General features: G+C 72.9%; 16 protein-coding genes and 1 tRNA gene. 7 read left to right on the top strand and 10 right to left on the bottom strand.

Going from position 1 to position 19,259, the window contains the following annotated elements; translation table 11 throughout:
* Nucleotides 1-5 precede the first annotated feature (5 nt).
* The 6 genes from GA0070607_RS33795 to GA0070607_RS13965 form a co-directional block, all read right to left on the bottom strand.
* Nucleotides 6-2,642, bottom strand: a complete 2,637-nt coding sequence (locus GA0070607_RS33795) for an ATP-binding protein (RefSeq protein ID WP_089018590.1) — start codon at nt 2,640-2,642, stop codon at nt 6-8.
* Between the two features lie 38 nt (nt 2,643-2,680).
* Nucleotides 2,681-3,298 carry a TMEM175 family protein gene (locus tag GA0070607_RS13945; RefSeq protein WP_089018591.1) on the bottom strand — a complete coding sequence of 206 codons (618 nt, stop codon included), beginning with the start codon at nt 3,296-3,298 and terminating at the stop codon, nt 2,681-2,683.
* Between the two features lie 77 nt (nt 3,299-3,375).
* Nucleotides 3,376-4,380: a CU044_5270 family protein gene (locus GA0070607_RS13950; protein ID WP_089018592.1), complete on the bottom strand. Its 1,005-nt coding sequence runs from the start codon at nt 4,378-4,380 to the stop codon at nt 3,376-3,378.
* On the bottom strand, nt 4,377-4,910 hold the full coding sequence (locus GA0070607_RS13955) for an RNA polymerase sigma factor (RefSeq protein WP_089018593.1): 534 nt from the start codon (nt 4,908-4,910) through the stop codon (nt 4,377-4,379). The genes GA0070607_RS13950 and GA0070607_RS13955 overlap by 4 nt, the downstream gene beginning before the upstream one ends.
* Nucleotides 4,911-5,113: 203 nt before the next feature.
* Nucleotides 5,114-5,190, bottom strand: a tRNA-Pro gene (locus GA0070607_RS13960).
* 204 nt (nt 5,191-5,394) lie between these two features.
* Nucleotides 5,395-6,288, bottom strand: coding sequence for a metallophosphoesterase (locus GA0070607_RS13965; RefSeq protein WP_089018594.1), 894 nt, complete (start codon nt 6,286-6,288; stop codon nt 5,395-5,397).
* Between the two features lie 25 nt (nt 6,289-6,313).
* On the opposite strand from GA0070607_RS13965, the gene GA0070607_RS13970 reads away from it, so the two are divergent.
* Nucleotides 6,314-6,769: a GatB/YqeY domain-containing protein gene (locus GA0070607_RS13970; RefSeq protein WP_074315185.1), complete on the top strand. Its 456-nt coding sequence runs from the start codon at nt 6,314-6,316 to the stop codon at nt 6,767-6,769.
* 113 nt (nt 6,770-6,882) lie between these two features.
* Here GA0070607_RS13970 and GA0070607_RS13975 read toward each other — a convergent pair whose 3' ends face one another.
* A complete protein-coding gene (locus GA0070607_RS13975) occupies nt 6,883-9,333 on the bottom strand; it encodes a penicillin-binding protein (protein ID WP_089018595.1) in 2,451 nt (816 codons plus the stop codon).
* Between the two features lie 405 nt (nt 9,334-9,738).
* On the opposite strand from GA0070607_RS13975, the gene GA0070607_RS13980 reads away from it, so the two are divergent.
* Nucleotides 9,739-10,059: a WhiB family transcriptional regulator gene (locus GA0070607_RS13980; protein WP_007466209.1), complete on the top strand. Its 321-nt coding sequence runs from the start codon at nt 9,739-9,741 to the stop codon at nt 10,057-10,059.
* Nucleotides 10,060-10,065: 6 nt separating this feature from the next.
* Here the strand turns inward: GA0070607_RS13980 and GA0070607_RS13985 are convergent, their stop codons facing one another.
* From GA0070607_RS13985 to GA0070607_RS13995, 3 genes are read right to left on the bottom strand one after another with little or no spacing between them, the layout of a single operon-like run.
* A complete protein-coding gene (locus tag GA0070607_RS13985; RefSeq protein ID WP_172899031.1) occupies nt 10,066-11,217 on the bottom strand; it encodes an ArsA family ATPase in 1,152 nt (383 codons plus the stop codon).
* A 54-nt stretch (nt 11,218-11,271) separates the two neighbouring features.
* Nucleotides 11,272-12,249: an ArsA-related P-loop ATPase gene (locus tag GA0070607_RS13990; protein WP_089018597.1), complete on the bottom strand. Its 978-nt coding sequence runs from the start codon at nt 12,247-12,249 to the stop codon at nt 11,272-11,274.
* A 26-nt stretch (nt 12,250-12,275) separates the two neighbouring features.
* Complete coding sequence (locus GA0070607_RS13995; protein ID WP_089021847.1) at nt 12,276-12,863, bottom strand: Rv0361 family membrane protein; 588 nt, start codon at nt 12,861-12,863, stop codon at nt 12,276-12,278.
* A 579-nt stretch (nt 12,864-13,442) separates the two neighbouring features.
* Between GA0070607_RS13995 and GA0070607_RS14000 the strand changes: the two genes are divergently transcribed.
* From GA0070607_RS14000 to GA0070607_RS14020, 5 genes are all read left to right on the top strand, one after another.
* The gene (locus tag GA0070607_RS14000) at nt 13,443-13,925 is read left to right on the top strand and encodes a hypothetical protein (protein WP_089018598.1); all 483 of its coding nucleotides are present in this window, start codon (nt 13,443-13,445) and stop codon (nt 13,923-13,925) included.
* 44 nt (nt 13,926-13,969) lie between these two features.
* Nucleotides 13,970-14,125, top strand: coding sequence for a DUF4177 domain-containing protein (locus GA0070607_RS14005; protein ID WP_088950574.1), 156 nt, complete (start codon nt 13,970-13,972; stop codon nt 14,123-14,125).
* Nucleotides 14,122-14,583: a RidA family protein gene (locus tag GA0070607_RS14010; RefSeq protein WP_089018599.1), complete on the top strand. Its 462-nt coding sequence runs from the start codon at nt 14,122-14,124 to the stop codon at nt 14,581-14,583. Before GA0070607_RS14005 ends, GA0070607_RS14010 begins: the two co-directional genes overlap by 4 nt.
* 121 nt (nt 14,584-14,704) lie before the next feature.
* Entirely contained in the window at nt 14,705-15,541 is an 837-nt protein-coding gene (locus tag GA0070607_RS14015; protein ID WP_089018600.1) for an MBL fold metallo-hydrolase, read from the top strand.
* A complete protein-coding gene (locus GA0070607_RS14020) occupies nt 15,538-19,191 on the top strand; it encodes an adenylate/guanylate cyclase domain-containing protein (protein WP_089018601.1) in 3,654 nt (1,217 codons plus the stop codon). Before GA0070607_RS14015 ends, GA0070607_RS14020 begins: the two co-directional genes overlap by 4 nt.
* The last annotated feature ends 68 nt before the right edge of the window (nt 19,192-19,259 follow it).

Genomic DNA, 19,259 nt, shown 5'->3' on the forward strand with positions numbered 1-19,259 from the left:
CGACGCTAGGTGGCGCGCTGCACCGGGGGATCGGCAGAAACACCTATGTTGGGCGGCACCAGGCCCTGCCGGCGGGCCGCCGCGGCCGCCTGACCACGGCTGGGCACCGCGAGCTTGTCCAACACCGCCGACACGTGGTGACCGACGGTCCGGGTGGAGAGCGACAGCCGGGCGGCGATCTCGGCGTTGCTCAACCCCTCGGCGACCAGCGCGAGCACCTCCCGCTGCCGGGCGGTCAGGCCCGTCGGGTCTGCGGCCGTCGCCGGGCGCGGCCCCCGCGGCACCCGGGCCATGCCGCGTCCGCGCAGCTCGGCCCGGAGCCGCCGGGCCACGGCGACCGCACCAAGCCCGTCCAGGACCCGCAGCGCCTCGCCGGCCGCCGCGTCGTCGCCGCAGGCCAGCGCCTCGGCCCGGGAGTACGGGCAGCCGAGCTGCTGCCACTCCTCGGCCGCACCGGCCCAGTCGCCCTCGATCAGCCGCCGGTACGGGGATGCCAGCGCAGCGGTGTCGCCGACCGGCTCCCCCGACCGCCACAGCCAGTACGCCAGCTCCCCGGCGAACCACGGTTGTCCGGCCTCGACCGCCAGCCCGTGGACCCGGCGCAGCTCTGCGGTTGCCCGTGTCGGCTCGCCGGCCAGCCAGTGCCGTTCCGCCAGCGCCGCGGCCACCGGCACGACGAACTGGAGTTCCCGGCTTTGCGCGGCCCAGCGCGTCGCGCCGTCCAGGTGGTGTGGCCCGGCCGGGCCGCCGCGCCGGGCGTCCAGCCGGTTCAGCGTGACCAGTGCCGGGGCCAGACTCGCGCCGGGCTGCTCGGTGCCGCTCAACGCCTGTTCGGCATCGGCGCGGGCACCGGACCAGTCCCCGGTGGCCAGCCGCAGCCGGGCCCGGTAGCCGAGCAGATGGCGGGCGTACCCGTCGAGGTCCCGCGTGGTGGTGAAGTGCAGGGCGCGATCGAGCGCCTCGGCAGCCGGCGCCAACCGGTGCCAGTCCACCGTCACGGTGGCGAGGTTGACCAGCGCGCGGGCCGCGTGGTCGTCGAGGTGGTGGGCGGCGGCCAGGGTGTGCCCGCGTTCCAGCTCGATGACGCCGGCGACGTCGCCGCGTTGAAGGCGCGCCGAGCCGACGTTGACCAGCGCGTGGGCCTCGGTCTCCGCGTCGCCGAGCCGCCGGGCCAGCTCCCGGGCCCGGCCACCCCAGTCGATGGCCCGGTCGACGTCGTCGCCGAGCATGAGCAGCTGCGACATGTTGCTGTACGCCATGGCCAACTGCACGCCCGGTGGCGCGGACTCCAGCACCTGGACCGCGCGGGTGCCCGCCGCCCGGGCTGCCGTGCTGTCCCCGGTCCACCAGCAGAGCCGGGACACCCAGCGCAGGTTCTCGCCGATCCGCAGCGGATCGCCCTCGGCCTCCCGCAGGGTCAGCGCGTCCCGCCGTGCGGCGAGCGCCTGCGCGCCCAGCCCGGCCAGATATGCCGCGGTCGCGTACGCCTCCAGGAACTCGGCACGGCGCGGCGGCGGCAGACCCGCGGCGTGCGGGAGCGCGACGGTGTAATGGTCCGCCGCCTGCCGGTGCGCGCCCGCCCGGCTCGCCCGCTGTGCCGCCACGGGGGCCCAGCGCAGCACCGCCGTGGGATCGTCGGCGTGGTGTGCGTGGTGCACCAGCCGGGCGGCGTCGACGTCGGCCCGTGGCGTGAGCCGGGCCAGCACGGCCGCGTGCAGCGCGGCCCGGCGCACCGGGGACAGTGACTCCCGCACCGCCCGGCCCAGCAGCTCGTGCCGGAACGCCACCCCGTTCCCCGCCGGCACGAGCACGCCCAGGTCCAGGCTCTCCTGCACGGCGGCCGGCGAATGATCGACCAGCAGGTACGGCTCGGCCCGGGACGGAACCACCGAGACCAGGGCGGCGACCTCCCGCGCCGGCGGCGACAGCGCGGCCAGCCGGGCCAGCACCAGATCGCGTACGGTCGGCGGCACACCCGGACCGGTCGCGGCCAGCACCTCGGTGACCAGCAGCGGGTTGCCCCCGGTGGCCTGGTACAACCCGGCTGGGGCGCGGCCGGCGCGGCGGGCCAGCGCCGCGACGGCGTCCGTGGACAGGGCGGGCAGCGGCAGCCGGTGGACCAGCGGCCGGGGCAGGCCGGCGAGCACGCCGTGCAGCGGATGCTCCGCTCCGACCTCGTCGTCGCGCAGGGTGAGCACGAGCAGCGCCGGGTGGCGTGCCAACCGCCGCCCCAGGTACGCGATCAGGTCCAGCGTGGCCCCGTCCGCCCAGTGCGCGTCCTCCACCACCATCACCGTCCGGTGCCCGCGCCGGGGATCGGTCAGCTCATCGAGGAGCGCGTCGAACACCGTGCCGCGGCGTTCGGCCTCCGCCGCGGCGTGCAGCGCGGTCAGTCGCTCCGCGAGTACGCCGCCGACCTGACGGGCGATGTCGTGCAGTGGGCCGAGTGCCCGCGGCGTCAACAGCGGGTCGCAGCTGCCCCAGAGCACCCGGGCACGCGGCGCGGCCGTCGCCGCGAACGCGTTGACCACTGCGGACTTGCCGGCACCCGCCTCGCCGGCGACCAGCGCGATCGCGCCGCCGGGGGAGACCAGCAGCCGGTCCAGGGTGGCGAGCGTGTTCGCGCGCTCCAGTAGCTCCATCAGGGTCGATGCTAGTCAGCCGGACGTCCGGCCACCGCTCACTGCTGCCGGGCTCCTGCGGGGGAGCCGAGCGCCGGGGCGCGTTCGAAGATGTAGTAGACGGGGACGCCGGCGATGATGACCAGTGCCACCAGCGGGCTGACGAAGGCGACGGCGACCGCGGCCAGATACAGGATCGTCGCCGCCCCGAATCGCAGCCGCGCCTTCCAACGGGTCCGCTCCGGCACCGGCTGCGGGAGCCGCCCCGGACGCAGGGTCCATTCGAAGATTCCGGCGAAGCTCAGCCCCATCCCCAGGAAGGCGGCCGCATACAGAATCACCGCCACCTGGGCGTCCTGCCCGCCCAGCGGGAGGTACTTGGCCACCGTCGCCGTGTCCACCGGAATCAGAACCACGAACAGCAGCAGGACGAGGTTGAGGAGGGCCAGGGTCCGGTCGATGACGACGAGGTTGTCGATGAGGGCGTGGTGGTTGACCCAGATGAGCCCGATCGTGGCGAAGCTGATCAGGTAGACGACGAATGATGACCAGTGGTCCGCGACCTGATGCAGGAGCGGGCCATGGCCCGGGCCGGCCACCGCCAGATTCAGCGCGAGAAGCGTGATCGCGACCGCGAAGACGGCATCACTGAACACCTCCAGCCGGGTTCGGCTCACCCGACAGTTCTACCGCAACGCTCGACGGGCTGTGGGCGTTCAACCGGGCCCGCACCCGTCGAGCAGCGGTGACGTCGTCAGCCGAGCACGTCCGTGTAACCCCGTTCCAGGTACACGGTCGACCACGTCACACCACCGGCAGCGGAGTTGGCGCCGCCACCCCTGGCCAGCAACTCCCCGGTCTGCGGGTCGAAAAGCAGATACTCCCTGCCCCAGTCGCCGGGGCTCGGCCGGGGACCTCGGCCGAAGTCGGCCGACACCACGATCCCGGTCCGTCCTGCCGGATCAGTCTGCTCATCGCGACAGGTCACCCCGTCCGTTCCGGCGAGGAACCGCAGCACCGCAGCCCGACGCGCAAAATCCACGACCCGCTCGTTGTTCAGCTCAGCGACGCTGACAAGGACGTGCGACGGTCCGTTCTCCCGCGCCTGGTACAGCGCCTCAGCCATTGCCGCTGGTTGCGGCGCCGGCAGTGGCAGGACGGTGAAGTCTCCCGGGCGCAGGTCGTCCGTGTCGGAACCCTCGTTCGGGATCATCTCTGGGTGCTCGGCGTAGAAGTTCCGCGATGCGTCGTCCGGATAGGTCGGTGCTCCTCGCACGGTGCGCAGGCGTCCCGAGCCGTCAGCCGCGAGCCACCGCGACGTCTCCTCGCTGTACAGCACGCTCACCAACTGAGTGCGGCTACCCGGCTGCACCATCGAGCTGCCGCCCTGCCCCCTCCGGTGCAGGTATTCATACCGTCCGGCCTGTCCGTCGTACGACGTGGCTCGCATCCGGTCCGCGATCGTGCTCAGGCAGTGGGCCGGAACGCCAGCGGCACCCGGAACAGTCGGAGGCTGGGATGATCCGGCGGGTCCGGCGGTGGGCCGGAGGATCGTGACCGTCATCGCCGCGACGGCGACCACGGCGAAGGCCGCCCCGACGGTGACGAGTCGCCGCGCCCGCCGAACAGGTACCACGGCGCCGTACGACGTGACGTCGTTGCTGGCGAGCCGCAATACTTCCTCGACGTCACCGGCCCCCACCTGGATTCCACGGGCCGGGTCAGCGGCCTCCAGCAGTTCCCGCACTCGCTTGTTCATCGCGCTCCTCCCAGCTGGCCGTCGAGTGAGGGGGTCTGTTCGGGCTGCTCCCGGAGCATCTCGGTCAGCCGCCGTCGAGCCCGGTGCAGCCGCACTTTGGCCGTGGCCGCACCGCAGCCCAGGACCAGCGCCGCCTCGCTCAGCGACGACTGTTCCCAGCCGACCAGCCGCAGGATCTCCTGATCGTCGTCCGACAGCCGGCTGAGCGCCGCACGGACGTCGACCAGCCGCACGACGCCGTCATGGCGGTCCAACGCGGCAGCCTCGGTCAGCTCCACGGGCGGCGGTACGGCCCGTTGGGCCCGCCAATGGTTGGCCAACAGCCGACGAGCGACCCCGTACAGCCAGGGCAACGTCCGCGCCGGAAGTTCAGACCGACGCCGCCAGGCCACCAGGAACACCTCCTGGGCAAGTTCCTCCGCCGCCGTCAGACCGTCGAGTCGCCGCAGTCCGTAGCGCACGACGTCTGGATAGTGCCGCGCGTAGATCCCGCGGAACCAGTCGGCTCCCCGGGCGTTGACTTCCCTCATACCCCTACTTGTGTCAGTGAGCGGCCGGGGGTTACCGAACCTGGACCGTATCCGCTCGCTCGCGTCCCACCATCTACTGCGACTCGTGACGGGGAATCGCAGGGTGCTCGCGTCGGTAGCTGCCTTCTCGCTGCTTCCGGCAGAACAGTGAGCGCCGGAAACGAATCAAGGCCCCTCGGTGGAGGGGCCTTGACCTTTACCTCTGGTCGGGGTGGCCGGATTCGAACCGACGACCTCTTCGTCCCGAACGAAGCGCGCTACCAAGCTGCGCCACACCCCGAGGCGTGCCGACAAATAGTAGCCCACCCGTCCCGATGGTCAAACTCGGTACCCCCGGCGGCCGGCCCCTGCCCGGAGCAGCCAAGATCCGCGCAACGTCAGGGATGTTGTGGTCTCGCGGCGCGGTGAGGCGGCTGTTTCCCTGAAGTCGTGTGGATCTTGACGCAGGGCGGCCGGGTCGCGGCACCGGGCGCGCCGGGGCGGGTCAGCGGGGGATCAGGGTGAGGATTGTCGCCTCGGGGGGGCAGGCGAAGCGGACCGGGGCGGTCGGGTGGGTGCCCAGGCCCGCGGAGACGTGCAGCCAGGAGTCCGAGCCCGGCCACCGGTGCAGCCCGCTCGCCATCGAGCGGGGCAGCCCGCAGTTGGTCACCAACGCACCGACGCCGGGTACGCAGACCTGCCCGCCGTGGGTGTGCCCGGCCAGCAGCAGCCCGAAGCCGTCCGCGGCCATCTGGTCCAGCACCCGCGGTTCGGGGGAGTGCGCCATTGCGATGGACAGGTCCGCCGAGGACGAGATGGCGCCGTCCACGGCCCCGTAGTCGTCCCGCTCGATGTGCGGGTCGTCCACGCCCACCAGGTCGATCTGCCGACCGCCGGCCTTGAGCATGCTGCGGGCGTTGTTCAGGTCCAACCAGCCGGCGCCGGTGAACACCTGCCGCAGCTCCTTGTAGGGCAGGTCGACGCCCTCGGTGTACTCCCGGTCGGGCAGGAAGTAGGTGAACGGGTTCTTCCATACGGGCCCGGTGTAGTCGTTGGAGCCGAACACGAAGGCGCCCGGGTAGTCCAGCAGCGGTTGCAGCGCCCGCAGCACCCCGGGCACCGCCCCCGGGTGCGCCATGTTGTCGCCGGTCACCACGACCAGGTCCGGGTCGAGGGCGGCCAGCGACGCCACCCAGTGCTGCTTGCGCGCCTGGTCGGGCATCATGTGCAGGTCCGACAGGTGGAGCACGCGCAGCGGCTCCGCGTCGGCCGGCAGCATCGGTACGTCGTACCGCCGCAGGGTGAACCTGTTGCGCTCGACGAGTGACGCGTACGCGAGGGTGGCCGCTCCGACCGCGGCGGTTCCGGCGGCGAGCCGGAATAGTGTGCGCTTTCGCATGCCGTTCAGGGTAGTTTGACCGTCCATGAGCACGCTGAAGGACCGCCTCACTGCCGACATGCGTTCCGCGCTCAAGGCGCGCGACGAGCTGACCACCTCCACGCTACGGATGGCCCTGGCCGCCGTCGGCACCGCCGAGGTCGCCGGCAAGGCCAAGCGCGAGCTCACCGACGACGAGGTGCTCGCGGTGCTGACCAAGGAGGCGAAGAAGCGCCGGGAGGCGGCCACCGCCTTCGCCGACGCGGGCCGCGCCGAGCAGGCGGCGAAGGAGACCGCCGAGGGTGAGGTGCTGGACCGCTACCTGCCCAAGCAGCTCTCGGACGCCGAGTTGACCGAGCTGGTGTCGGGGGCGCTCGCCGCGGGCGGCTTCACCGGTAAGGCCCAGATGGGCCCGGCGATGAAGGCGGCCCAGGCCGCGGTGGCCGGCCAGGCCGAGGGTGGTCGGGTGGCCGCCGAGGTACGCCGCCAGCTCGGCCTCTGACACCGGCGGCACCCGGACCGGCGGGGTTCCGATACCGCGCGCACAGTCCGGGCAGACGAAACGGGCGGGCACCCGAGGGTGTCCGCCCGTTTCATTGGTCCTGCTCGGTCGCCTCAGCCGCCGGGGCGGCCCGTGCCGGGTCGACCAGGCCGGTTGCCGGGTTGGTCCGGGTTGCCGGGCGTGGTGCCACCCGGCGGCGGAGTCCCGCCGCCGCTGCTGACCTGGATGGTGACCACCCCGCCCTTGATGGTGCGCCCGTCCGGGCTGGTGCCGGCGGCGGTGCCGGCCGGGCACGTCGAGGTCACCTTCGTGTCGGAGACGACCGGCTCGAAGCTGGCGTTCCTGAGCCGGGACTTCGCGCTGTCCACCGACGAGCACTTCACGTCGGGGATGCTGCGCTGGTCACCCTCGGCGATCTTGCGGCCCGGCGGTTCGAAGTTGACGCGCGGCTTGTGCTTCATGGCGTCCCGAAGCGTCTCGTACACCGGCGGGTTGATGCCGTCCTTCTCCTTGTGCTTCATCTCGACGTTGGTCTGTGGCCAGTCCGGGTCGGCCATGATGCCGGCCACCGAGTACTGCTTGGTCATCGCGACCAGGGCTGCGGTCTTCTCCGAGTCGGTGGTGCCGGACTTGCCGGCCACCGGCGCTTTGACGACGCCCTTCACGACGCCGGCGGTGCGGCTGCCGCCGCACTTGCTGGTGCTGGAGTTGTCACCGACCGGGCAGCGGGCGGCGTCCACGGCGGCTCGGGCCACGTCGGTGCTGAACCGCTTCTCGCAGCGCGGGTTGGCGATGTCCAGCTTCTTGCCCTCCGGGTCGCGGATCTCCTGGACCGGGATCGGCTCGCAGTACTTGCCGTCCGCCGCGATGGTCGCGTACGCGTTGGCCAGGTCGAGCGGGGTCGCCGACGAGACACCGAGGGTGAACGCTCCCCAGTCGTGGGCGTACGCCTTGTTGTTGGCCCAGTCGTTTTCCTCGCTGACCCGGAAGTTGATGCCGGCCCGCTTGGCGGCGTCGACCACGTTCTCCGCACCCACCTGCTGCTGTAGCGGGACGAAGTAGGTGTTGACCGACTGGGCGAACGCGCTCCACATGGTCTGCACGCCGCCGGGCTTCTGGTTGGAGTTGGTCGGGCAGTAGAAGTGGGTGCCCTTGCAGGCGGCGGGGCTGCCCTGCTTGACGACGTACTCCGACTTGAACTGCTGCTGCGCGTTGATGGTGTAGCTGAGCGGGATGCCCTTCTCCAGCGCCGCCAGGATCGTGAAGATCTTGAAGGTCGACCCGGCCTGGTAGCCGGTGATGCCGTCGCCGCCGGTGAGCAGCGGGTTGACCGTCGCCGGATAGTTGCCCCGGATGCCCTTCCGCTTCTTCGCGGGATCGCTGGACAGCTTGTTCTTCGGGTTCTTCGGGTCGTCCAGCTTGAACTGCCGGTTGACCGCGAGCGCCCGGACCCGGCCGCTGCCGGGCTCGACCACCGCGACCATGGCGGCTTCCTTGCTGTTCTCGCTCTTGGCCCTGCGGACCGCCCGGTCCGCGCCGTTCTGCGCCTGAACCTCGAGCGAGGTCACGATGTTGTAGCCGCCGCTCTTCAGCCGCCGCTCCCGGTCGTACGAGGTCGAGCCGAACGTCTCCTGCTGCATCCACCAGCGGTAGAAGTAGTCGCAGAAGAAGCCCCAGCTGTTGACGTTGGCGGCGACGCAGCCGTTCGGGGTGCGCTTGTCCTTCACCACGAGCTTGGTCGCCTTGGCCGCGTCGGCCTCCTGCTGGCTGATGGCCTTGATGTCGACCATGTTCTGGATGACGTAGTTGCGTCGGTTCAGCGCGAGCGGGAAGCCCGCCTTGGTGGTCGGGTCGTTGGTGGTCGGCGCCTTCACCATCCCGGCCAGCAGCGCCGCTTCCTCGATCTTCAGCTTGCTCGGCGGCTTGCCGAAGTAGACCTGGCTGGCGGCGAAGACGCCGTACGCGCCGTTGCCGAACGAGGCCAGGTTGAGGTAGCGGGTGAGGATTTCGTCCTTGGTGAACTCCTTGTCGACCTGCAGGGCCAGCCGCATCTCACGGAGCTTGCGGGCGCTGGTGTCCTCGGTCGCCGCGACCACGTCGGCCGGGTGGGTGGCCGAGTACGCGATGGCCAGCCGGACGTACTGCATGGTCAGCGTCGAGGCGCCCTGCCGGCCGGCGCTCTCGTTCTGGTTGTTCACGAACGCGCGGGCGACACCGTTGATGTCGACGCCGTTGTGCTTGTAGAAGTCATGGTCTTCGGCCGCGATGATGGCCTTCTGCATGTACGGCGAGATGTCGGGGAGCTTCACGTCGCGCCGGTTCTCGTCGTACATGATCGCCAGCGGTGTCTTGCCGTCCGAGGCGTACAGGTAGCTGATCTGTGGCGCGCGGGCCACCGTCAGCTCCGTGGGCAGGGCGCCGAAGGTCTCGGCGCCGGCCTTGGCGGCCAGGCCGGACATCGCCACCGCGGGGAAGGCCGCCGCGGCGACCACCACGCCGGCCAACAGGCCGCACACGAGCAGCGATGCGGCGTTGGTCAGCACATTGTGGTCACGTTTCCGCATCCAGGTCACCTCAGCAGGGTACGCGAGTAGGGAACGAGGGGCGCCGGGGAGTTGTTTCCCCATTTCCTGCGCGCGCTGCCCTCGTTGTGCTAAACGCACGACCCCCGGTGCGTGGTTGCGTCTGACCTGGCGTGAGTCTCCACCGATCGAAGGAGGCGGCGCAGCGTTTTCGCCGACCTCGACGGGGTAACCGGCGGTCGAGCGCCCGGGAAGCCGGGAGTGTCCGGAATGATGGATTTCGTCGACAACGTTGCGTAATCAGTCGACTACAGAGCATGATGGGGGACGGCGACAGCGCCACATGTCGTTCGCGCCGCCTTGGGGAAGGCGAGCCGGGCGATCGGGGGGAATTGCCGGCTGACGTGCATCGAGGTCGGTAGGTACTGCAAGGGGGGACGTGTACACATGGGCATGATCACTGACTGGCCGTCGCTGGCGGCGTGTCAGAACGGGGACCCGGACGCGTTGTTCGTACAGGGCGCCGAACAGAACGTGGCGAAGCGGATCTGCCGGAGCTGCCCAGTTCGGTACGAGTGCCTGGCCGACGCGCTGGACAACCGGATCGAGTTCGGTGTGTGGGGTGGCATGACCGAACGCGAACGCCGAGCGCTACTGCGTCGTCACCCGCAGGTGACGAGCTGGCGCAAGATGTTCGAGGCCGCGATGAAGAAGAACAGCAAGGACAAGGCCGGCAAGGACAAGATCCTCGTCAGCGCGGCCACCTGACGCCGGTCACGGCCGGCTGATCGCCGCGCCGATCGTCCGCAACCCGTCGACGTCGTGCACGTCGGCGGGTTGCGCCGTCACCGACACCGCTGGCACCGCCGGGAACGCCTCGGTGAACCGCGCGGCCACCTGCTGCTCGCGTACCGCCTGGCGGGCCAGCGCGGCGTGCGCCCGCAGCACGTCGGCGGTGGCCTCGTGCCCACCCACCTCGGCCAGCCGCTCCGCGGCGGCCCGGCTCCGTTCGGCGTCCAGCTCCGGCACCGCGGGCCGGTGCACCCGGTTGAGCACCAGGCCGGCCAGCGGCATGTTCTCCTCCCGCAGTCGGCCGGCGAAGTAGGCGGCCTCCCGGACCGCGTCCGGCTCCGGCGCCGCGACCAGCACGAAGGCCGTCTCCCGTGCCTGGAGGATGCGGTACGTCTGCTCGGCCCGCTGGCGGAAACCGCCGAACATGGAGTCCAGCGCGGCCACGAAGCCGGACAGGTCGGTGAGCAGCTGCGCGCCGAGCACCTTCTGCACCACCTTCGAGAACATCCCGAACGAGGCGGTGACCAGGCTGAACATGCTCCGCCCACCGCTGCGGGCCGGTGCCAGCAGCAGTCGCAGCATGCGGCCGTCGAGGAAGCGGGAGAGCCGGGCCGGCGCGTCCAGGAAGTCGAGCGCGGAGCGGGACGGCGGCGTGTCCACGACGATCAGGTCCCACTCGCCCCGGGCGTGCAACTGGCCGAGCTTCTCCATCGCCATGTATTCCTGTGTGCCGGCGAAGGTCGAACTCATCGCCTGGTAGAAGGGGTTGGCGAAGATGTCCGCCGCCTTCGCCGGATCGGTGTGCTGCAGCACCACGTCGTCGAAGGTGCGCTTCATGTCCAGCATCATGGCGTGCAGTTCGCCGCCGCTGGTCTCGACGTCGATCCCCTTGACCTGGCGGGGCGTGTTGTCCAGCTCGGTCAGGCCCAGTGACTGGGCCAACCGGCGGGCCGGGTCGATGGTGAGCACCACCGTGCGTCGGCCGTGGTGCTCGGCGGCCCGCAGCGCCAGCGCGGCGGCCGTGGTCGTCTTTCCCACCCCGCCGGCACCGCAACACACGACGATCCGCACGCCCGGGTCGGCGAGGATCTTGTCGACGTCCAGCTGCGGCGCCGCGTCTTCGGAAGGCACCAATCGAGCGTATCGGGCCGGGTGGGTCCATGCGCCCGTGCCGACCTCAGGTGTGAGTCAATCCGCCCGGAGGAGAGCCTGAGCCAGCGTCGCGAGCCCCGCCCGGTCCACCCCGTCGGTGAGCAACGGCAGCTCGGTCATCGGCAGCCCCAGCTCCACCAGCTCGGCCCGCAGTGAATCCTCCAACTCGCGCCGGATGAGCTGGTCACGCGCCTCGTCGTGCAGGCCGGCGACGGTTTCCCGGTCGGCCGGCAGCCCGGCGGCGACCAGCCCGCGCCTCAGCTCGGCCGCGGTGACCGCCCGGCCGGAGGGCACCGGTGGCCGCGTGCCGTTGACGATCACCCGCCCGATCCCGAAGCCGAGCGAGGTCAGGTCGGCGATGGCGTCCACCGTCTCCTGCACCGGCATCTCCTCCAGCAGCGTGACCACGTGCACCGCGGTTATCGGGGACCGCAGCAGCGCCGCGACCCCCTCGCTCTGGGTCTTGATCGGGCCCACCTTGGCCAGCCGGGCCGTCTCGGCCGTGACGTTGAGGAACCGGCCGATCCGCCCGGTCGGCGGTGCGTCCAGCACCACCGCGTCGTAAACGCGCCGCTGCCCGGACGTGCGGGTGGTGGCCTCCTTCGCCTTGCCGGTGAGCAGCACGTCGCGCAGGCCCGGGGCGATGGTGGTGGCGAAATCGATGGCGCCGAGCTTGCGCAGCGCCCGACCGGCCGCACCCAGCTTGTAGAACATGTCGAGGTATTCGAGCAACGCCTCCTCGGCGTCCACCGCCAGCGCGCGCACCTCACCGCCGCCCGGGGCGTCAGCGAGGTGCCGCTCCTCGTACGGCAGCGGGTCGATGCCGAAGAGCTGGGCGATGCCCTGCCGCCCCTCGACCTCCACCAGCAGGGTGCGCCGGCCGCCGGCGGCCAGCGCCAGGGCCAGCGCCGCCGCCACGCTGGTCTTGCCGGTGCCACCCTTGCCGGTCACCACGTGGAGACGGGCCGACCATCCGGTACCGGCCGGGTCGGTCGGCCGCTCAGCTGCACGCACCCGTCGAGCCTATCCAGGCCTGCCGGTCACGCGACCTCGCAGACCCACCAACCCGACTTCTGCACCACCGTGAAGCGCAGGTCCTGGTCGGCCACCTTCTCGTCCGAGGTCGTCATGGTGATCCGGGTGGAGACGGTGGCCCGTGCCCCGGTCTGGTTGTCCACCTTCGGGCTGGTCCACCGGAAGCGGGGGTTCTTGTACTCGGCGGCGTACTTCTGCACCTCGGCGACCTTCGCGGCGATCTTCTCGTCGTCCCGGGAGGCCGCGCAGACGCGGCTGGCCGCCTTGGTCGCGTCGCGATCCTTGTAGACCGCTGTGAGGAACTCGTCGACGGCGACCGCCGGTTCCTTCGCTCCCTCGCCGGTCTCGGCGTTGCGCAGGGTCAGGAACGCCACCACGCCGCCGCCCACGCAGAGCACCATGATCACGACGAGCGCGATGGCCGCGATCAGCAGGCCGCGCTTCTTCCTGGGTGCGGCGGTGCCCGGGTACGGGGGGTAGCCGGGCGGGGGTGACGGGATCGCCGACGGGTCCTGGGCACCCGGTGCCGGGGCCGAGCCGCCCGGGCCCTCGGGCTGGCGCGTGCCACCAGCAGCGCCGGGTTGCCCGGGCAGAGTCGGTTGGGTGGGGAAGGTCGACCCGGCCGGGGACGCCGGGAAGACCGGCCCGCCGGGGGACGCCGGGAGCGCCGGCCTGTCGGGCTGGGCGGGTAGGGCGAGCGGGCCGGGCTGTGCCGTGGGGGCCGGCTGGTCGGGAACGGCCGGACCGGCGGGATCCGGGTGGGCCGGCGGCACTGCGGGCGGCCCGGCCTGGTCGCCGCTGGGCGGTTGGGTCATGTCTTTCCCCCGGGGGGTGCGGCGCCCGCCGCCACCCCTGGCGCCGAGCGTGATCGAGCGGGTGGCCGGCGCTGATACGACCGTCCGACCGGAAGGGTAGCGGTCAATCATCGAACCGGTGTCGCCCCTGCCGCCCCGTGCGGGCGACCGATCTGGCGGACCGGATCCTCGGCGCGGTGCCCGGTCCGGCCTCTCACCTGCGATGTGTCGCATATGTGACTGGGGGTTACCGGCCGTGCGCGTCCTGTTGGCGGGACTGCGGCAGCGGACCTACCTTCGATCCCGGGTGCGGGGGTCGGGGCGGATGGATGGTCCGGACCGGAGGCGTGATCCGACAGGTACGACCGGAGGCAGTGCATGCGCGACGTGGACAACATCCCTCGCACCCAGTTCCCGGCCAACGACCGGCCGCGCCGGTCCGGGTCTCGCGGCGAGGCTGACGGGCCGGTCGGCAGCCCGCCGGTCAACGAGCGGTCGTACCGCCGGGCGCCGGAGCCGACCGAGGTGGTTCTGGCGTCGGGTCGCCCCGCTGAGCGGGGCCGGGACGACGAGGAGCCGGGCTTCGTCATCCACCTGCCGATCCGGGTGCCCGACCTGGCGGCGGCGACCGCGCTGGCCGGTCGGGTCGCGGTGTCCCTGGGTTTCCTGCCGGAGCTGGACGCCGGTGAGACCACCGTTTCCAACGCCGACGACCAGAACAACCGGCACCGGGTCTTCTGCGACCTGCTGCTGCCCGACCGCTCCCGCTGCCCGCAGGGGTACGAGCACGAGGGGCCCTGCGGGGAGCTGCCGGCCGCGCCGGAGCAGCGTCCCGCACCTCGCCCCGCCAGCGGACCGTAGGCTGTGCCTCGAATACGTCCGCACCGAGAGGGAGCCCTCCAGCGATGCAGAAGTGGGAATACTCCACGGTCCCGCTGCTGGTCCACGCGACCAAGCAGATCCTCGACAACTGGGGCGAGGACGGGTGGGAACTCGTCGCCGTGATCCCCGGGCCGAACCCGGACCAGCTGGTCGCGTACCTGAAGCGGCCCAAGGCATGAGCAACGGTCCGCACGCGAAGCTCGCCGAGCTGGGTCTTGAACTGCCCGAGGTGGTGCCGCCGGTGGCCAGCTACGTGCCGGCCGTGCAGTCCGGGCAGCACGTGTACGTCTCCGGGCAGCTGCCGATCGTCGAGGGCAAGCTGCTGGCCACCGGTAAGGTCGGCGCCGGGATCTCCGGCGAGCAGGCGAAGGATCTGGCCCAGCGGTGCGCGCTCAACGCGCTGGCGGCGGTCGACTCGCTGGTCGGTCTGGAGAACGTGGTCAAGGTGGTCAAGCTGACCGGTTTCGTGGCCTCCGCGCCCGGCTTCACCGGCCAGCCCGCGGTGATCAACGGCGCCTCCGACCTACTGGGCACAGTCTTCGGTGAGGCCGGCCGCCACGCCCGCAGCGCCGTCGGGGTGGCCGAGCTTCCCCTGGACGCCCCGGTGGAGATCGAACTGATCCTCGAGGTCGCCTGACGCGTCGCCGCCCCCGCGATCGTGCGCTTCCTGGTCGGATGAAAGCCCTGAACGGGGACGAATCAGGGACCGCAAGTGCAAGATCGCGGGGTGTGGCGAGCGGGGCCGTACGATCGCAGCCATGAGCGGGCACGTGACGGCGCCGGCGGCCGCCCTCGCCGACGAGCTGCCGAGCTGGGTGAGGCTGCTGCGTGCGCCGAACCCGGGCCCGATGACCCTCGACGGCACAAACACCTGGGTGCTGCGTGCGGCCCCGGGCGAGCCGGCGGTGGTGATCGACCCCGGACCGGCCGACGAGGGGCACCTGGCCGCGATCGCCGCGCACGCGCCGGTCGGCTTCGTGTTGATCACTCACGGCCATTCCGACCACACCGAGGGCGCGCCGCGGCTGAGTGAGCTGCTCGGCGGCGTGCACGTCCTCGCCGTCGACCCGACGCACGCGATCGGCGGTGCGCCGTTGACCGAGCCGGGCGAGCACTTCGACGGCGTCGGCCTGAAGATCCGTCTGCTGGACACCCCGGGGCACACCGCCGACTCGGTCTGCTTCCTGGTCGAGTGCGGCGACGAGCGGGTGGTGCTCACCGGTGACACCATCCTGGGCCGGGGCACCACCGTGGTGGCGCACCCCGACGGGCACCTCGGCGACTACCTGACCAGCCTGGAGCTGCTCACCGCGTACCGCGGGATCCCGGCGCTGCCCGGGCACGGCCCGGCGCTGGCCGACTGCGCCGCCGCCGCCGAGTTCTACCTCGCCCACCGCCGGGCCCGGCTCGACCAGGTCCGGGCGGCCGTCGCCGCGGGCGCACACACCCCCGGTGAGGTGGTCGCCGCGGTCTACGCGGACGTGGACCGCTCGCTCTGGTGGGCCGCCGAGTGGTCGGTCCGCGCCCAGCTTGAGTACCTCGGCGTCGGCTCCGGGGAATCCGAGCCCCGGGTCAGTGGGTTGGAGCAGACGTGACCTGCCCCGTGTGCGGAACCGTCGCCGTTCCCGGCGCGCGGTTCTGCCACAACTGCGGGGCCGCGCTGCCGGCCGCCGCGACGTTGCCGGCGGCCGAGCGCCGGGTGGTCACCGTGCTCTTCGGCGACCTCTCCGAATTCACCTCCTGGTCGGAGGACCTCGACCCGGAACGCGTCGGGGCGGTAACCGACCGGGTGCTCGCCGCCCTCGCCGGGGCCGTGAAGACCTTCGGCGGCCACGTAGACAAGCTGACCGGAGACGGGATCATGGCGGTCTTCGGCGCTCCGGTGGCGCACGAGGACGACGCCGAGCGGGCCGTCCGGGCCGCCCTGTCCATGCAGCGGGCCGTCCGTCGGGTGCTCGACGACGAGCGGGGCGGCGGCGCGCCGCTCGGGCTGCGGGTCGGGCTGAACACCGGCGACGTCATCGCGGGCATCCAGGCCGCCATCGAGTACACGGTCATCGGGGACACGGTGAACACCGCCGCCCGGCTGGCTGACGCCGCCGCGGTCGGCGCCGTCTACGCCGGCGGGCGGACCTCCGCCGCCACCCGGCACGTGGCCTCGTGGCGGGCGCTGCGCCCGCTGCGACTCAAGGGCAAGCGTGAACCGGTCGAGGCGTACGAGCTGCTGGGTCTGCTGGACGCGCCGGGCACCCGGTCGGGGCTCGGCGACGAGGCACCCTACGTGGGCCGGGAGACCGAGATAGGTCGGGTCGCCGGCCGGCTCGCCGAGGTGATCGACCAGGGTGACCCGCGGGTGCTGCTGATGACCGCCGAGGCGGGCATCGGCAAGTCCCGCTTCGCGGCCGAGGTGGAACGGCTCGCCGCCGGATACGACGTCGGCGCCGGCCGGTACGCCGCGCACACCGGTGCCCGGGTGCTCTCGGTGCGCTGCGCCGCCTTCGGTGAGCGGCGCCGGCTCGCGCCGTTGGCCGATCTGGTCCGCGCCGCGGTCGGCCTGCCCGGTGACGCGGCCACCGCGCTGACCCGGCCGGCCGTCGAGGAGCGGTTTCGCCGACTCGGCCAGCGGCTCGCCCGAGCCGGTGGAGAGACCGCACCGATCGCCACCGACCAGCTGCTCGCGCTGCTCGGCTATGCCGAACTTCCCGCGCACGGCGGCACCGACAACGGCGAATGGGGCGCGGGCATGCCGGCGGCCGACGCCGAGGCGGTGCCGAACGCGGTCGCCGACCTGCTCAGCGGGCTCGCCGCCGAGGCGCCGCTGGTGATCGTGGTGGACGATCTGCACGACGCCACCGCCGAGACGATCCGCGCCCTCGGGCTGACCCTGTCCCGGCTCACCGGCCCGGTGCTGGTGCTGCTGCTCGGGCGCCCCGAGCTGGTCCGTACCGCCGGCGCGCTGACCCGGGTCGCGGACGCCGAGGTGCACTCCCTGCCGCCGCTGCGTGGTGCCGACGCGGCCCGGCTGCTCACCAGCTACCTCGGAGGCGGCAAGCTGCCGCCGGCCGACGCGGACCGACTGCTCGCCACCGCACAGGGCAACCCCTTCTACCTGGCCGAGCTGGTCACCCTGCTGATCGAGCGCGGGGCGCTCACCACTGTGGAGCCCGTGCGCGGTGTCCGCGACACGGTGGAGCCGGCCCGTGGTGTCCGCGCCGCCTCCGGTGAGCGGGATCAGGGCTCGGCGGCCGGCTGGCGGCTGGTGCCCGGCTCGCTGGGCAGCCGGCTGCTCTCCCGCGACCTCGCCGCGGTGCTCGCCGCCCGGATCGACGCGCTGCCGCCGGACGCCCGCGCTGTGCTGCGCGACGCCGCGGTCATCGGTGACACGGTCCCGACCGGTGCACTGGAGGCGCTGCGCGAGCAGCACGGCGGCCGCGATGGCCGGCCCTCGGCCGTGGCCGCGGTGGAACTCGACCGGGCCGTCGACGAGCTGCTGCAACGCCGGATGCTGCACCGCACCCGCCTCGGCTACGCGTTCGCCACTCCGCTGATGCGGGAGGCCGCGTACGCGGGGGTGAGCAAGGCGGAGCTGGCCGAGCGGCACGCCGCGCTGGCCCGCTGGGCGGCACCGCGGGACGACGCCGCCGCCGGCACGCCGGGCGGATTCACCGACGAGGCCCGGGACGACTTCGTGGCCACCCACGTCGAACGGGCCGCCAGGCTCGCGGACGCGGTGAAGCTCCGTCCGGACGCGCCGGCCCGCGCGGTGGCCCCGCTCGGGGTCGCCGCGCTGGGCCGGGCCGCCCGCCGGTCGCTGTCGGCCGGCGAGCCGGCCCTGGCCGTGGAGTACGCCGAGCGCGCCACCGAACTGGCCCGCGACGGGGTGCCGGCGGCCGACCGGGTGGTGCACGCCCGGGCGCTGCTCCAGATCGGCCGGGTCGTCGACGCGCTCGCCTACGCCGAGAAGATCGCCGCGAACGCGGGAGACGAGGCCGTTCGGGCCAGCGCCCTGCTGCTCGCCGGGCAGGCCCAGCAGACCCTCGGCGACCAGGGCCGGGCGGTGGCCGCCTGGCAGGAGGCGTTGCAGGTGGCCACGGCCGGCGGGCTGCCCACCCTGCGCGCCTCGGCGATGCGCCGGCTCGGCATGGCCGACTTCGTGACCGGACGGCTGAGTCAGGCGAGCAGCCGGTTGGCCGCCGCGTACCAGGTCAGCCTCGGCGCGCAGGACCGGCGCGGGCAGGCCTGGTCGTTGCAGAACCTGGCCTGGGTGACCACCACCAGGGGCGACTTCGCCGGCACCGACGCGGTGCTCGGCCGGGCCGCCCGGCTCTTCGCCGAGCTGAAGGATCCGTACGGGCGGGCCTGGCTGCGGGGCACGACGGCGTTCGCCCGGCTGCTCGCGGGCCGGCTACGCGAGGCGGGCCGGCTGGCCCGGGTCTTCCTGCCCTTCGGCGAGCGGGTCGGCGAGGCGTGGGCGGTGGGCACCCTGCGGGCGGTGGCGGCGTTCGCCACAGCCGAGCTGGGCGACCTGGCCGAGGCGGACCGGGAGGCCCGGCGCGCCTACCGGGAGTTCGCCGCCGCCTCCGACGACTGGGGGCGCGGGTTCGCGCTGGTGGTCCGGGCCGTGGTGGCGCGCGGGCTGGGCGAGCCGGAGCACGCGGCCGACCTGCTCACCGACGCCCTGGCGTACGCCGACCGGACCTCGCACCCGCTGCTCACCGGGATGGCCGGCACGCTGCGGGGCTTCGTGGCGCTGGACATGGGCGACTGCGAGACCGCCGAGCAGGCCGCCCGCGCGGTCCTGACCGCCGTGGAGCCGCACAACCCGCAGGCTCCGGCGCAGGTCGCACCCCGGGTCCTGCTGGCGACCGCCCGGCTGGCGGCCGGCGACTCGGCGACCGCGGTCGGGCTGCTCGCCCCGGTGGCCACCGCCGCCGCGAACGCACCGTCGCTGCTCTTCTCCCGCCGCCAGACGATGGCCCGGTACGCGTCGGCGCTGCTCGCCCACGGTCAGCGGGACCAGGCGCTGGACTGGGCGCGGCGGGCGGTCACCGCACCGGCCGAGGACGTACGCAGCCAGGTGATCGCGGCCATCGTGCTGGCCGAGGCGCTGGCCGCCTGCGGGCGCCCGGCGGAGGCCCTGTCCTGTGCGGACGAGGCGGTCCGTCTGGCGTACGCCACCGAGCAGCGCAGCGAACGCGCCGAAGCAGACGCCGTCCGCGCCCGCCTCCTCACCCCCACCCCCTAACCCCACCGCCCCCCCGCCCCGCGCCCCGCCCCGCGCCCCGCCCGCGCCCCGCCCCCGCCCCGCCCCCG

This window comes from Micromonospora coriariae, from assembly GCF_900091455.1.
Classification (GTDB): domain Bacteria; phylum Actinomycetota; class Actinomycetes; order Mycobacteriales; family Micromonosporaceae; genus Micromonospora; species Micromonospora coriariae.